This window comes from Streptomyces sp. NPDC127068, from assembly GCF_042724695.1.
GTDB lineage: Bacteria > Actinomycetota > Actinomycetes > Streptomycetales > Streptomycetaceae > Streptomyces.
In genome coordinates this window covers 30,043-42,250 of sequence record NZ_JBHXEN010000009.1, presented here as the reverse complement: position 1 = coordinate 42,250, position 12,208 = coordinate 30,043, and the positions used below count along the sequence as shown (strand labels likewise).

The window sequence follows — 12,208 nt, the reverse complement described above, 5'->3', positions numbered from 1 at the left end:
GAGTCAGGGATGACCCTCCCCCATAGAACACCTGGCCGAACGTCGGTTCGTGGGCGCCCCCCTCCGAACCGTGCCGTGGGGGCGCCCGCGGTCATCTGCCGAGGTACGCGTCGTGGAGGGACACCGTCGAGGTGTTGCCCTGCCGGTCGGTGACCTTCGCCCGCAAGGCGACGCCCCGGCCCGCGGCGGGGTTCTGCACCGACACGGCGCCGTCGCGGATCGTGAGCCGTCGCCAGGTGCGGCCCCGGTCGTACGAGGCGTACACGTCCAGCGAGGCGAGGTTGCTGCCGGCCGCGGAGCCCTGGACGGTCACCGGCACGGACTGGACGCGGCCGGCCGGTGCGGTGCTGTCCGGGGCGAGGACCGCGCCGAAGCGGACCGTGGAGGCGGCGATCGGAGTGGCCCCGGTGGTCCGCCGGGTGCGGAAGGTGAAGCGCGTGTCGATGCGGGTGGACACCCCGGCGATGCGGTCGGAGCGGACGGCCGAGGACGCGAGCGTGTACCTGCCCTCCGCCGCGGGGAGGGTCAGCCGGGCGGCCTGGAGGGAGTCACGGCTCTCGGCGATCTCGGTGGAGCCCCGGTGGAGGGTGGTCCGCGCCGAGGTGAGCGTCGAGGTGCCGGCGTGCCCCTGGCCGTCACTGAAGAGGGGGACGGCGGCGCTGAGCTGGTTGCCGTTCCGGGTGAGGCCGTGGGCACCGCCGAGCCGGGGGCCGAAGATCCCGGTGTTGAACCTCCTGGTGTGGACGCGTCCGGCCGCGAAGGACTGCGTCGCGCCGAGGGTCTGGACGGCCTCCACGATCGGGAGCCCGTCGGCGTCCCGGGCGGAGAACTGGGTGACGTCGAAGCCCCAGGTGGCGCGCTGCCCGGTCGACAGTCGCAGGGTGCGGGTGCCGGGCAGCGGCTGCGCGGCTTCGGACACGGAGGGCTGGAGGGCGTTCGGCGACTCGTACCGCACGCCGATCAGTGCCTGCTCGCCCCGGCCGGGGGAGCCCACGGCGAGCTTCACCGTCGCGAAGTCGGATGCCCGGTGGCGCCGGATGTGGCCGGTCGGTGCCTTTTTCCCGGTCACCACCTGTGCGGTGGCGTACTGGGTGGTCGTGCCCTTCACCCAGTGGGTGTTCCACTGGCTGCGGACCGGGTGGGCGGTGGCCGGTGGGCCCGCGTGGGCGATGCGCACGTCCTCCCAACTGTCTCCCCCCAGGAAGTGCGGACGCCTGTCGTCGCCCCCGAGCGAGAGGGTGAGGAAGACGGACGTCTGTCGCGCGGCACGGTCGGGCACGGTGATGTCGATCGGTTCGGCGGTGCGGGCGTCCACGGTGAGGGTGGTGCGGCGGCTGAGGTCGAACTGCGGTTGGAAGACGCGGTCGGTGCCCCGGAACGGCCCGTCGGGGGTGGAGAAGGTGTGTTCCAGGGAGTAACGGCCCTTGGGCAGCCGCACGGTGGTGGTACCGGTCGGGCTGGAGATCCCGGTCCGGGCGGTGTGGACGGGTCCGCCGATCCGGTTGATCGAACCCCAGTGGTCCGTCGCGGGGGCGCCGTCCCGGCCTATGGCCTTGACGGTCACCTCGTAGGACTCCACCTCGCGGTCCACGGTGGCGGCCGTCCGCACGCGCTGCCCACCACCGGTGGCGACGACGTACGCGCCGTACGTCCCGTTGTTGTCACCGCCGATCCGGGTGTCGGCGGTGAGCGGGACGGCGGCGGTGCCGCCCCGCGGGACGGTGATCCGCTGGGCGCCGAGGGCGAAGAAGCCGTCCGGGGCGGGCCGGCCGGCCGGGTCCCGGGTGCTGAGCGCGAGGTCGAGGGTGACGTCCCGGTCGCCGAGGTTGCGGTACGTCAACTCCCGGGTGACGGGGGTGTCGTCGGTGTGCGGCCAGGACGCGGTACCGAAGGCCAGGGAGACCGGCTCGGCGATCACGGTCTGCTCGATCGCCCGGTCGGCCCGGACCCGACCCGATCCCTGCTGCACCGGGGAGTACGGTCCGCTCTCGGTGGAGGCCACCAGCGCGGCCTTGAGCTGGGGGGCCGTCCAGTCGGGGTGGCGCTGTTTGAGCAGCGCGGCGACGCCCGCCACGTGCGGGGCGGACATGGAGGTGCCGGTGCTGGCGAGGTACCCCACCGGGTCCTGGCCGAGGTCCCGTTCGAGCGAGCTGCCCGGTGCGGCGGCCGCGGTGACGGCGACACCGGGGGCGGTGACGTCCGGCTTGATGCCGCCGTCACCGACGCGGGGGCCGGTGCTGGACAGGGGGTCCAGCCGGTCCTCGTGGTCGACGTTCCCGACGGTGAGGGCGGACTCGGCGCTGCCCGGGGAACCGAGCGCCGACTCACCGCCGTTGCCCGCCGCCGCGACGAACAGGACGTCCCGCTCCGCGGTCAGCCGGTTGATGTGGGCCTCCAGCAGGTCCGTTTCCGGGGTGTCCAGACTGGCGAAGCTGAGGTTGATCACATCGGCGCCCTGCTGGACCGCCCAGTCCATCCCGGCGAGGACGGCGGAGTCCTCGCCGTACCCGTCGTGGTCCCTCATGACCTTGCCGCTGAGCAGACCGGCACCGGGCGCGACCCCCTTGAAGCTGCGGCCCGGAGGCGCGGCGGCGCCGGTACCCACCGCGATGGACGCGACGTGCGTGCCGTGGCCGTAGCGGTCCTCGGTGTCCGGGGAGTCGGTGAAGTTCTTCTCGCCGACGAGGCGGTCCCTGAGGTCGGGGTGGGCGGCGTGCACTCCGGTGTCGAGGACGGCGATCGTGACGCCCTTGCCGGTGAGCCCGGCGGACCACGCCTTCGGGGCGCCGATCTGTGGCACGCTCCGCTCCAGGGCCGGCGCCCGGACCCCGTCGAGCCAGACCCGGCTCACGCCCCGGGCCGCGTACCGCCCGCCGGCCCGCTCGTCGGTGAGGGCCTCCCACAGCTTCGCTGCGCCTCCCTCCGAAGTGGTGAGCGCATCGGAGTTCAGCGTGCGCAGGGAGCGGCGCAGGGTCGTGCCGCCGGCCGAACGGGCCGCGGAGCGGGCCTCCGCGGCGGCACCGCGGTAGCTGACGATCACCTTGAGGCGGCTCCCCCGGCCCGCGGGTGCGCCGTGTGCGGCGGCCCGGGTCAGCTCACCGGTGTCGAAGAGCCGCGGGTCGAGGACGCCGCGGTCCAGGAGGCGCTGGGCATCGGCCGGGACGACGAGGGTGCGCCCCCCGACGTGCCGGCTGTGCGCGGTGACGTGGGACCGCCCCCTCGCGGCCTCGAAGCCGAGGACCCGGCCACCGGCGCCGATCACCACCCGGTCGCCGGTGATCAGGGTGATGCGTTCCGTGGACGCGGGCCCTGCGGCGGCCCGGGCGGGGGCGACGGCCCCCGCGGTCGTGCTCGGGGCGGCCGACACCGGGGTGGTCAGCCCCGCTGTCAGGGCCACGGCCGCCGCGGCGGCGGCGACCGAGGGCCAGTACCCGTTCTGACGCCTGTTCACGTTCCCCCCTGGAAGTGCACGGAGCGGATGAGCTCACGTCATACACACGCCGGACGGGTCGCAGATGTTACGGCCGACACGCAGGGGCGGAGCCAGGGGCAGCGGAAAGGGCCGCCGCTCCCCTGGTTCGGGGAACGACGGCCCTGTGCCGCAGGCGTACCGGTGCACCGGGCACGGCACCGGCCGAGCCGGCGTCAGACGGCCGAGCCGGCCTTCCACTGCGCCCAGCCCATGTTCCAACCGTTGAGGCCGTTGTCGGGCTTGATGGTCGAGTCACCGGTGTTCTTGACGACCACCACGTCACCGAGCAGCGAGTTCTTGAAGAACCAGGAGCCGGGGGTGTTCGGGTCGCCGGCGCCCTTCGTGTCGGACAGCCCTATGCAGCCGTGGCTGGTGTTGACGCTGCCGAAGATGGACTTGGCGCCCCAGTAGTTGCCGTGGATGAAGGTGCCGGAGGTGGACAGGCGCATCGCGTGCGGCACGTCCTTGATGTCGTACTCGCCCTTGCCGTCGTCGTCCGTGAAGCCGACCGTCGCACCGTTCATCCGGGTCTCCTTGAACTTCTCGGAGATCACCATCTGACCCTCGTACGTCTTCGTGGTGGGCGCACCGGCCGAGATCGGGATGGTGCGCACGACCTTGCCGTCCTGGGTGACCTTCATCTGCTTCGTCTTGGCGTCGACGATGGAGACCTGGTTGCGGCCGACCTTGAAGGTGACGGTCTTCTGCTGGACGCCGTAGACGCCGTCCGCGCCCTCCACGCCGTCGAGGGCGAGCTTCAGCGTGACCGTCGCGTTCTCGGTCCAGTACTTCTCGGGGCGGAAGTCGAGGCGCTGGGGGTTGAACCAGTGCCCGACGACCTCCTCACCGCTGCTGGTGGAGACCGTGACGGCCTCCTGCACGGCCTTGCGGTCGGTGATCGCCTTGTCGAAGTTCAGCGAGACGGGCATGCCGACGCCGACCGTCGAACCGTCCTCCGGGGTGAACGAGCCGATGAAGCTGTTCTTCGGCGCGACGGTGGTGAACGACGCGTTCTCGTGGGACGCGCGGCCCTCCGCGTCGGCGGCCGTGGCGGTGACCTTGTAGCGGGTGGCCCGTTCGAGTTGGGCGTCGGGCTTCCAGGACTTCTTGTCCGCCGATATCTGCCCGGCGACGGCCTTGCCGTCGCCCGTGGTCATCGCGACCTTGGTGAGGGTGCCGTCGGTCACCGAGACCTTGGCGGCGTTGTTGATGCTGGCGTTCCCGGCGCCGTCCTTGGGAAGGATGACGATCTTCGCCTCGGACGCCTTCTCCGCCGCTGCCTTGTCGACCTGTGCCTGCGGCTTGCCCGACGCGTTCGCCCCCGCGTCACCGCCGCCGTCCCCCGATCCCCCGTCACTGCACGCGGTGAGCACCAACACCCCGCTGAGCAGCGCGGACGCGGCCATGACTCCCCTGCGCCGCCTACTGTCCGTCATCACAAGCCTTTCCCTCGTCACCGATTTCCCCGCACACACGGCAGCCCTGTCCAAGTACAACGCGCTGACCACGCCTTCCGGTTCCAGCGTCGATCAAGCTGTGGGGCACACCACGTCCGCCGACACCGGCCCGTACGGGGCTCGTTCCCCGTGCTCCGGCGCGCCGCACGAGCGGCCCCGTTCACCCCGGGGCGGCTCCCCCGGAAAGGGCGCGAGGCCCCGGCGGCGGATGCCGTCCGGGGCCTCGTCCGTCCGTGGTCGGCCGGAGCCGGACCCGAATCGGCGCACGCCGTCGGGTCCTACCGGAGGTCGCCGCCCGCGTCCTCGCTCCCCCCATCATCGTCGTCCTCGTCCCAGTCCGTTCCTTCGGGGTCGTACTCGGCCTCCGCGACTTCCTCGCTGCTCCAGGAGGCCCGCAGCAGATCGATCCCGGGCACCTCCCTGACCAGGTCGAACGGGTCCACGAGATAGGCGAGCGCCTCCGCTGTGTCCTGTTTCACAGCGAGTTCGGCGCGGGCCCGCTCGGTGGGGTCGATGTGATCGTCCCGGGCGATCAGCCGGAGAGCGCCGCCGGTCAGCGCGTCCCCGTCGCGGACTTCCACCAGCAGATCGGCGTGCAGGCGCACATAGTGGGATGTTTCGGTGTTGGTCATGGTTCGGAGCGTAAGGCCGAGGAGCCCCGCGACTTTCCTGCGACCCGCGGGGTTCACTAGCATCGGTCCACCCGGCCAATTCGCCAGCGTCACAAGGGGATCGATATTCCGTGTCCGCCGCCCGCCGCTCGTTGCTGACCGCAACCGCCGCCGGAACCCTCCTCGGCGCCCTGTGGTTCGTCCCTTCCGCCAACGCGACCGACGGAGAGCCCCTCACCCCGCCCCGGTCGGCCGCCGACGCGTCCGTCAGATCCGAGGGCGCCCCCCTCTCTCCCGTCACGTACCGGGCGCCGAGCACCAAGGGCGCGGAGGACGGCGCACGTCTCGCCGACACGGGTGCCTTCGACACCGCCCCGTACGTCTACGGGGGCACCGCGTTCCTGTGCGTGGGCGCCGGATTCGTCGTCTACTCGGTCCGCCGGAGCCGCACCGCCCCCTGAGGCACCGCACCCGGGTAGACACCGGGTCGGCTGCCGAACTCGCCGGTCGGCACGGGGCGGAGGTGGTGGCCCACCGGCTGGAGGCCCCGGTGATCCGGGGGAGGCGGTGGCGGCGCCGCCGGTGCTGGAGGAGTTCGAGGCGCCGATCAAGGCGGGCGTGCCGCAGCTGCCGCCGGCTCCGCCGTGCCGGGTGGACCGGGAGGTCGAGGACGGCGAGGTGCTGGCGTTCGGCGGCGGGGCCGTGGTGGTCGCCGTGCCCGGGCACACCGACGGGTCGTTCGCACGGCATCTGCCGAGCCCCGACGTGCTGTTCACCGGGCACACCGTCCACCACGTCGGTCGGACCTCGCTGGGCGTCTTCAACGCCGACCGGACCCGGGCCGTGGAGTCACTGCACCGGATGGCCGCCCTGGGCGTCGCCACGGCTGTCTTCGGGCACGGTGACCCGGTCGTCGGCGGCGCGGCGGACGCCCTGCGGGGAGCAGCCGCCGCGGCCGGGTGACACCAGGCCCCCGTGGGGTGGCGGGGCGTCAGGCCAGCGGGCCGGTCACCGACTCCGCGGCGCTGACCAGGTGTCCGTCGCGGACGAAGGCGTCGGCGGCGGCCAGGTCGGGGGCGAGGAACCGGTCAGGTCCCGGGCCGCCGACCCCGGCCCCGCGCGCCGCGGCGATCACCGCGCGGGACGCTTCGGCGGGGGTCAGACCGGCACGCAGTTCGATCGCGCGGGTGGCCGCGTACAGCTCGACGCCGAGCACCCGGGTGAGGTGGGCGACGGCGGTGCGCAGCTTGCGGGCGGCGGACCAACCCATGGAGACGTGGTCCTCCTGCATCGCGGAGGACGGGATCGAGTCGACGGACGCCGGCACGGCGAGCCGCTTCAGTTCGCTGACCAGCGCGGCCTGCGTGTACTGGGCGATCATCAGACCGGAGTCGACGCCCGGGTCCTCGGCGAGGAAGGCGGGCAGGCCGTGCGAGCGGTTCTTGTCGAGGAGCCGGTCGGTGCGGCGTTCCGCGATGGAGGCGAGGTCGGCGACGGCGACGGCGAGGAAGTCGAGGACGTAACCGACCGGCGCTCCGTGGAAGTTGCCGTTGGACGCGACCCGACCGTCCGGCAGGACGACCGGGTTGTCCACCGCGGCGGCCAGTTCCCGTTCCGCGACGAGACGGGCGTGCGCGAGGGTGTCCCGCCCGGCGCCCGCGACCTGGGGTGCGCACCGCACCGAGTAGGCGTCCTGCACCCGCGGGGCCTCGTCCTGGTGGTGGCCGGTCAGCCCGGAACCGCGCAGCACGGCCAGCATGTTGGCGGCGGCAGCGGCCTGACCGGGGTGCGGGCGGATGGCGTGCAGGGCGGGGGCGAGCACCTGGTCGCTGCCGAGGAGCGCTTCCAGGGTGAGGGCCGCGGTGATGTCGGCCGAGGTGTAGAGCCGGTCGAGGTCGGCGAGGGCCATCAGCAGCATGCCGAGCATGCCGTCGGTGCCGTTGAGGAGGGCGAGCCCTTCCTTCTCCCGCAGTTCGACGGGGTGCAGGCCGTGCGCGTCCAGCAGCTCGGCGGCGGGTCGGACGGTTCCGTCGGGCCCCTCGGCGTCGCCCTCGCCGATCAGGGTCAGGGCGCAGTGGCTCAGCGGGGCGAGGTCGCCGGAGCAGCCGAGCGAGCCGTACTCGTGGACGACGGGGGTGATGCCGGCGTTCAGGAGGTCGGCCAGGGCGTGGGCGACCTCCGGGCGGACGCCGGTGTGCCCGGAGCACAGGGTCTTCAGCCGGAGGAACATCAGCGCGCGCACGACCTCGCGTTCGACCCGGGGGCCGAGCCCGGCGGCGTGCGAGCGGACGATGTTGCGCTGGAGGCGGGCGCGCAGGTGCGGGCCGATGTGCCGGGTCGCGAGCGCGCCGAATCCGGTCGAGACGCCGTACACGGGTTCGGGTCGGGCGGCGAGGGCCTCGACGATGCCGCGGGCGGCGGCGAGGGCGGACTCCGCCTCTTCGGACAACCGGACGCGTGCGCCGTCGCGGGCCACGGCGAGCACATCGGCCGCGGTGGTCCCCGAGGCCCCCAGCACCACAGTGTGCATATCCATATTCAGGAGCGTACGCAGTGAATTGGAGCTTGTCACGAGGTCCGCGGGCCCCACTGGTCCGCCGGGGCGGGCCCGGATCGACGCATCGGGGCACCGGTACACCGGTGTACGGGGCCACGACCACCCGGCGGACCCGAACCGGCGGGCCGGGGCCCGACGCCCCCACGAACCGGGGCCCGGTGTGCCTGACGGACCCGTCCCGGCGAACGGGGGCCTGGGATGCCCGGCGGACCGGTGGACTCGGCGGATCATCGGCCAACTGGACCGGCGCCCCCGCGGCCCGGCGAACCTGTGCCCCTTAAACCGGAGCCGGTGGCACGGGACTGGGGGCTCCGGGACCCGGGGCTCGGGGCGCCGGGTGGACCCGGATCGGTGGACGGAGGACCGGCCGGGCCAGGCCCGGTGGACCGGCGGCCCCACGGCCCCTGAACCCGAAGCCCCGTGAACCTGCGGCCCGGTGAACCGAAGCCAGGCAGACCCGAAGTCAGGCGAGCCGAGGCCGGCCCGGCGGAGGGGCCCCGTCGACCGGCGGAACAAGCGCCCCCGGACCGGTGGCCCGGCGACCTCGCGGCCCCCGCGACCTGGGGGCGGACCCGGAGCCGGGTAGACCGGAGCCGGCGCGGTGGGCGGTACCGGCGGACGGGGGCCCGACGAACGGGCCCCCGGGGGTCACTTGGCGTCGGACTCCGCACGGACGTACGCCACGAGCGCGTTCGCGTGCCCGTGACCGAGCCCGTGCTCGGTCTTGAGCCAGGCGACGAGTTCCATGTGCTTGCTCAGCGGCGAGGAGCGGATCAGCTCCAGCCACTCGGCCACGGGGCGGCCGTACTTCTTCTCGATGGCGGGGAAGTAGCTGGCCGGGCCGTTCCCGGGTGCGGTCATGGTGTCTGCCCTTCGGACGCGGACCGGGCGGGCGGGCCCGCGCGTCGCATCTGCTCGTGGTCGTCGTGGTCGTCGTGGTGCGTGGTCGTCCGTCAACTGCCCGGCGCGGTGTTCGTCCCGGGGTGGACCGCCCCCGGCCCGCTTTCTCATCCGTACACGGACATGATCCACGTCATACCTCGGCACGGCGCCGCGCGGCTACCCGGACCGCGCCGCGGGAAGGGTGTCCTGGCAGAGCGACGGACGCAGGAGCACAGCAGCACAGGAGAAGGGACCACGATGCTCGGCGAAACGGCCCGCACCTGGCTACGACGGTGGGACGAACAGCAGGAGCGCTACAGCCCGGACCGCGAGGAACGGTTCCGGGTGATCCTCGACGTCACCCGGTGGTCCCTGGAGCGGGCCTCCCCCGCACGCCCACGGATCGTGGACCTGGGATGCGGCACGGGTTCGCTCACCGGCCGCCTCGCCCGCGCCCTCCCGCACGCACAGGTGGTGGGCGTCGACGCCGACCCGATGATGCTGGGCCTGGCGGAGGAGGCCGTCGCCGGCACCGGTGTCCGGCTGCTGCTCGACGACCTCAACTCGCCCGGCTGGGCGGACCGGGCCGCCCCGGACGGCCCCTGGGACGCGGTCGTCTCCTCGACGGCCCTGCACTGGTTGGAGCCGGCGGACCTCGACGCGCTGTACCGCCTGTTGGCCGGGCGGCTGCGGCCGGGCGGCGTCTTCGTCGACGCCAACAACCGGGCCCCCGAGGGCTCCCCTGCGGCCCGCGCCCTGGCCCGCCGGGTGCGGGACGCCCGCGCCGAACGGGTCGGCAAGGCCGACCGGGAGGACTGGGACTCCTGGTGGAAGGCGTTCCTCGCCGCTCCGGAACTCGCCGACCTGGCACGGGCCCGTGAGCGGCGGCCGATCGCCCGGCGCGCGTTCGCCCCGCCCCTCGACCTGACCACGGGCGAGCAGACCGGGATGCTCCGGGCGGCGGGCTTCGCGACCGTCACCACGGTCTGGCAGTGCGGCGACGACAGCGTCCTGGTGGCCCTGCGCTGACAGCGGCGCACCGGGCCGAGCCGGGGGCGCCCGCCGCCCGCTAACGGTCCAGCCAGCGACGGAAGCGGCGGCGTTCACCGACGGGGGGAGCCGGTTCGCCCGCCGGCGGCGCGGTGTCGTCGGCCAACCGGACGACCGGGTCGTCGGGCCCGGAGCGGCCGGCGACCACGGGCGTCGGGGACCGGGCCGCCTTGGCCCGGTACTGCGCCGCGTCCGCGAGCCGGAACAGCCGGCGGGCGGAGCGCACCTCGCCGATGGGGTCACCGGTGGAGGCGACCCCGCAGGCCACCCCGTCGCCGAGGCCGGCCGCGCGCCGGCACAACTCCTCGGCCACCCGCACCACCCGGTCCGCCGGGGGGCCGACCGCCAGCAGACAGAACTCGTCGCCGCCGAGCCGTGCGGCCAGCGTCCCGGGCAACATCGCCCCGCACAGGGACAGTACGGAGCCGAATCGTTCCAGCAGCCGGTCCCCCACCGCGTGCCCCTGGGTGTCGTTGACCCGCTTCAGCCCGTTCAGATCGCACACCACCAGGCTCACGACGATCCCCTCGGCGTGGTGACGGTCCACCGCGTCGTCCAGGCTCTCGTCGACGGCGCGCCGGTTGGCGAGCCCCGTGAGGGAGTCGGTGAACGCCAGGCGGCGGGCCTCCTCCAGCCGCTCGGTCTGCGCGAGGCCGGCCGAGACGACGGCGGCGAGCACGGTGGCGAAGTCCGCGTCGGCCGGACCGAAGACCGGGGCCCCGGCCGTGCGCGCCACGTACAGCTCGCCCCAGGCCCGGCCGTGCAGCACCAGCGGAGCCACCACGCAGCAGCCGCGGCCCCGACGGCGCAGGGCGGCGACCCGCTGGTGGCAGTAGTGCGCGCTCCCGGAGGTCGACCCCTCGGCGGTCTCCACCCAGGCCCGGGGTTCACCGCCGCCGGCCCAGCGTCCGTGCAGGAACTCCGCGATCTCGGGGAACTCGTGCACGGGGTACGCCTCGTGCTCCGGGAACTCCTCCTCGTCCGGGGTCCGCTCGCCCGCGTTGACGAGGACCCGGAGCCGGCCCAGGTCCCGTTCCCACACCGACAGGGCGGCGAAGTCGCCGGCGAGCGCCCGGCGGGCCCCCTCGGCCGCCGCCCGCCAGGAGTCCCGCGGGGTGCGGGCCGCCGCCATTCCCTGCGCCAGCTCCACCACACCCCGTAGCCGCACTTCCTCACCACCCATCACACTAGATTAAGGATGTTTGCCATATTTTGGGGCATTGGGGTACCCACGGAAAGGGCGCGTGGCGGGCGGGCGCCCTACTCGCCGGGCCAGTTCGGTGACCGCTTCTCGTTGAACGCCGCCACCCCTTCCACCCGGTCGCCGGAGAACGCCACCGAGCGCCAGGCCGCGTCCTCGACCTCCAGCGCGGCCCGCAGGTCCAGCCCCTGACCGAGGCGCAGCGCGCGTTTCGCCGCGCGCAGGCCCACCGGGGAGTTCTCGGCGATGCGGGCGGCCAGCGCCAGCGCCTCGACGGTGTCCTCGCCCTCCTCCGTCAGGACGTCCACCAGGCCCAGGGCGTGGGCCTCCACGGCCGGGAGCCGACGGGCGGTGAAGATCAGCTCGGCGGCCCGGGCGGCACCCACCCGGCGCGGCAGCAGTTGGGTGCCGCCGCCGCCCGGGACCACTCCCACGGAGACCTCCGGGAGCCCCACGACGGCCGAGGGGTCGGCCACGATCAGGTCGCAGGACAGGGCGATCTCGAAGCCGCCGCCCAACGCGTAGCCGTGCACGGCGGCGAGGGCGGGCACCGGGAGGTCCAGCACCGCGGTGTACGCGGCCCGGGTCACCGGGCGCTGGCGCAACAGGTCCCGGTCGGTGAAGGCGTTGCGTTCCTTGAGGTCCGCCCCGACGCAGAACGCCCGCGGATGGGTGGAGGTGATGACCACCGCGCGGACCCCGGGGTCGGCGCCCAGCGCCTCGCAGGCGCCGGTGAGGGCCCGGGCCAGCTCCGTGGACACGGCGTTCATGGCCCGGGGCCGGTCGAGTCGCAGCTCCGCGACGGCGCCGTGCCGTTGCACCGCCACGAAGTCCCCGAACCGCTGCGGTCGCTCGTCCACGTGGACCTCCCTGGTCGTTAACGCTCGTTATTCGAACGGATCATTCCAGGTCGGCGGCGAACGCGACACGGGGCAGCGGAGCGGTACGGGGCACGGGGCCCAGGCCGTACGGGGGACG

10 protein-coding genes are annotated in these 12,208 nt (G+C 74.0%); 3 read left to right on the top strand and 7 right to left on the bottom strand.

The annotated features are described in order from the left end of the window. Positions 1-91: 91 nt before the first annotated feature. The 3 genes from ACFWIA_RS07605 to ACFWIA_RS07595 all read right to left on the bottom strand — a co-directional run bounded on the left by ACFWIA_RS07605 (position 92) and on the right by ACFWIA_RS07595 (position 5,561). Entirely contained in the window at positions 92-3,451 is a 3,360-nt protein-coding gene (locus ACFWIA_RS07605) for a S8 family serine peptidase (RefSeq protein ID WP_387001386.1), read from the bottom strand. Positions 3,452-3,645: 194 nt separating this feature from the next. Further along, a complete protein-coding gene (locus ACFWIA_RS07600) occupies positions 3,646-4,908 on the bottom strand; it encodes an Ig-like domain-containing protein (protein ID WP_387001384.1) in 1,263 nt (420 codons plus the stop codon). A 299-nt stretch (positions 4,909-5,207) separates the two neighbouring features. Beyond that, entirely contained in the window at positions 5,208-5,561 is a 354-nt protein-coding gene (locus tag ACFWIA_RS07595) for a hypothetical protein (RefSeq protein ID WP_385486271.1), read from the bottom strand. Positions 5,562-5,671: 110 nt separating this feature from the next. On the opposite strand from ACFWIA_RS07595, the gene ACFWIA_RS07590 reads away from it, so the two are divergent. Beyond that, the gene (locus ACFWIA_RS07590; RefSeq protein WP_387001383.1) at positions 5,672-6,001 is read left to right on the top strand and encodes a hypothetical protein; all 330 of its coding nucleotides are present in this window, start codon (positions 5,672-5,674) and stop codon (positions 5,999-6,001) included. A gap of 106 nt (positions 6,002-6,107) precedes the next feature. After that, positions 6,108-6,503, top strand: a complete 396-nt coding sequence (locus ACFWIA_RS07585) for an MBL fold metallo-hydrolase (protein ID WP_387001381.1) — start codon at positions 6,108-6,110, stop codon at positions 6,501-6,503. 28 nt (positions 6,504-6,531) lie between these two features. Here the strand turns inward: ACFWIA_RS07585 and hutH are convergent, their stop codons facing one another. After that, a complete protein-coding gene (gene hutH, locus ACFWIA_RS07580; RefSeq protein ID WP_387001638.1) occupies positions 6,532-8,070 on the bottom strand; it encodes a histidine ammonia-lyase in 1,539 nt (512 codons plus the stop codon). Between the two features lie 675 nt (positions 8,071-8,745). Further along, positions 8,746-8,958, bottom strand: coding sequence for a DUF4287 domain-containing protein (locus ACFWIA_RS07575; RefSeq protein ID WP_387001379.1), 213 nt, complete (start codon positions 8,956-8,958; stop codon positions 8,746-8,748). A gap of 279 nt (positions 8,959-9,237) precedes the next feature. Between ACFWIA_RS07575 and ACFWIA_RS07570 the strand changes: the two genes are divergently transcribed. After that, positions 9,238-10,008: a class I SAM-dependent methyltransferase gene (locus ACFWIA_RS07570; protein WP_387001377.1), complete on the top strand. Its 771-nt coding sequence runs from the start codon at positions 9,238-9,240 to the stop codon at positions 10,006-10,008. A gap of 40 nt (positions 10,009-10,048) precedes the next feature. Here ACFWIA_RS07570 and ACFWIA_RS07565 read toward each other — a convergent pair whose 3' ends face one another. Together ACFWIA_RS07565 and ACFWIA_RS07560 are read right to left on the bottom strand one after the other, a co-directional pair. After that, a complete protein-coding gene (locus tag ACFWIA_RS07565; protein ID WP_387001375.1) occupies positions 10,049-11,212 on the bottom strand; it encodes a diguanylate cyclase domain-containing protein in 1,164 nt (387 codons plus the stop codon). 77 nt (positions 11,213-11,289) lie between these two features. Beyond that, positions 11,290-12,090 (bottom strand): enoyl-CoA hydratase/isomerase family protein, encoded by an 801-nt coding sequence (locus ACFWIA_RS07560; RefSeq protein WP_387001373.1) that lies wholly within the window; start codon positions 12,088-12,090, stop codon positions 11,290-11,292. Positions 12,091-12,208 lie beyond the last annotated feature (118 nt).

Bases quoted from the DNA above. Each gene is read 5' to 3' on its own strand.
- ACFWIA_RS07570 (WP_387001377.1), top strand. From the start codon at position 9,238: ATGCTCGGCGAAACGGCCCGCACCTGGCTACGACGGTGGGACGAACAG.
- hutH (WP_387001638.1), bottom strand. From the start codon at position 8,070: ATGCACACTGTGGTGCTGGGGGCCTCGGGGACCACCGCGGCCGATGTG.
- ACFWIA_RS07575 (WP_387001379.1), bottom strand. From the start codon at position 8,958: ATGACCGCACCCGGGAACGGCCCGGCCAGCTACTTCCCCGCCATCGAG.
- ACFWIA_RS07600 (WP_387001384.1), bottom strand. From the start codon at position 4,908: ATGACGGACAGTAGGCGGCGCAGGGGAGTCATGGCCGCGTCCGCGCTG.
- ACFWIA_RS07565 (WP_387001375.1), bottom strand. From the start codon at position 11,212: ATGGGTGGTGAGGAAGTGCGGCTACGGGGTGTGGTGGAGCTGGCGCAG.
- ACFWIA_RS07595 (WP_385486271.1), bottom strand. From the start codon at position 5,561: ATGACCAACACCGAAACATCCCACTATGTGCGCCTGCACGCCGATCTG.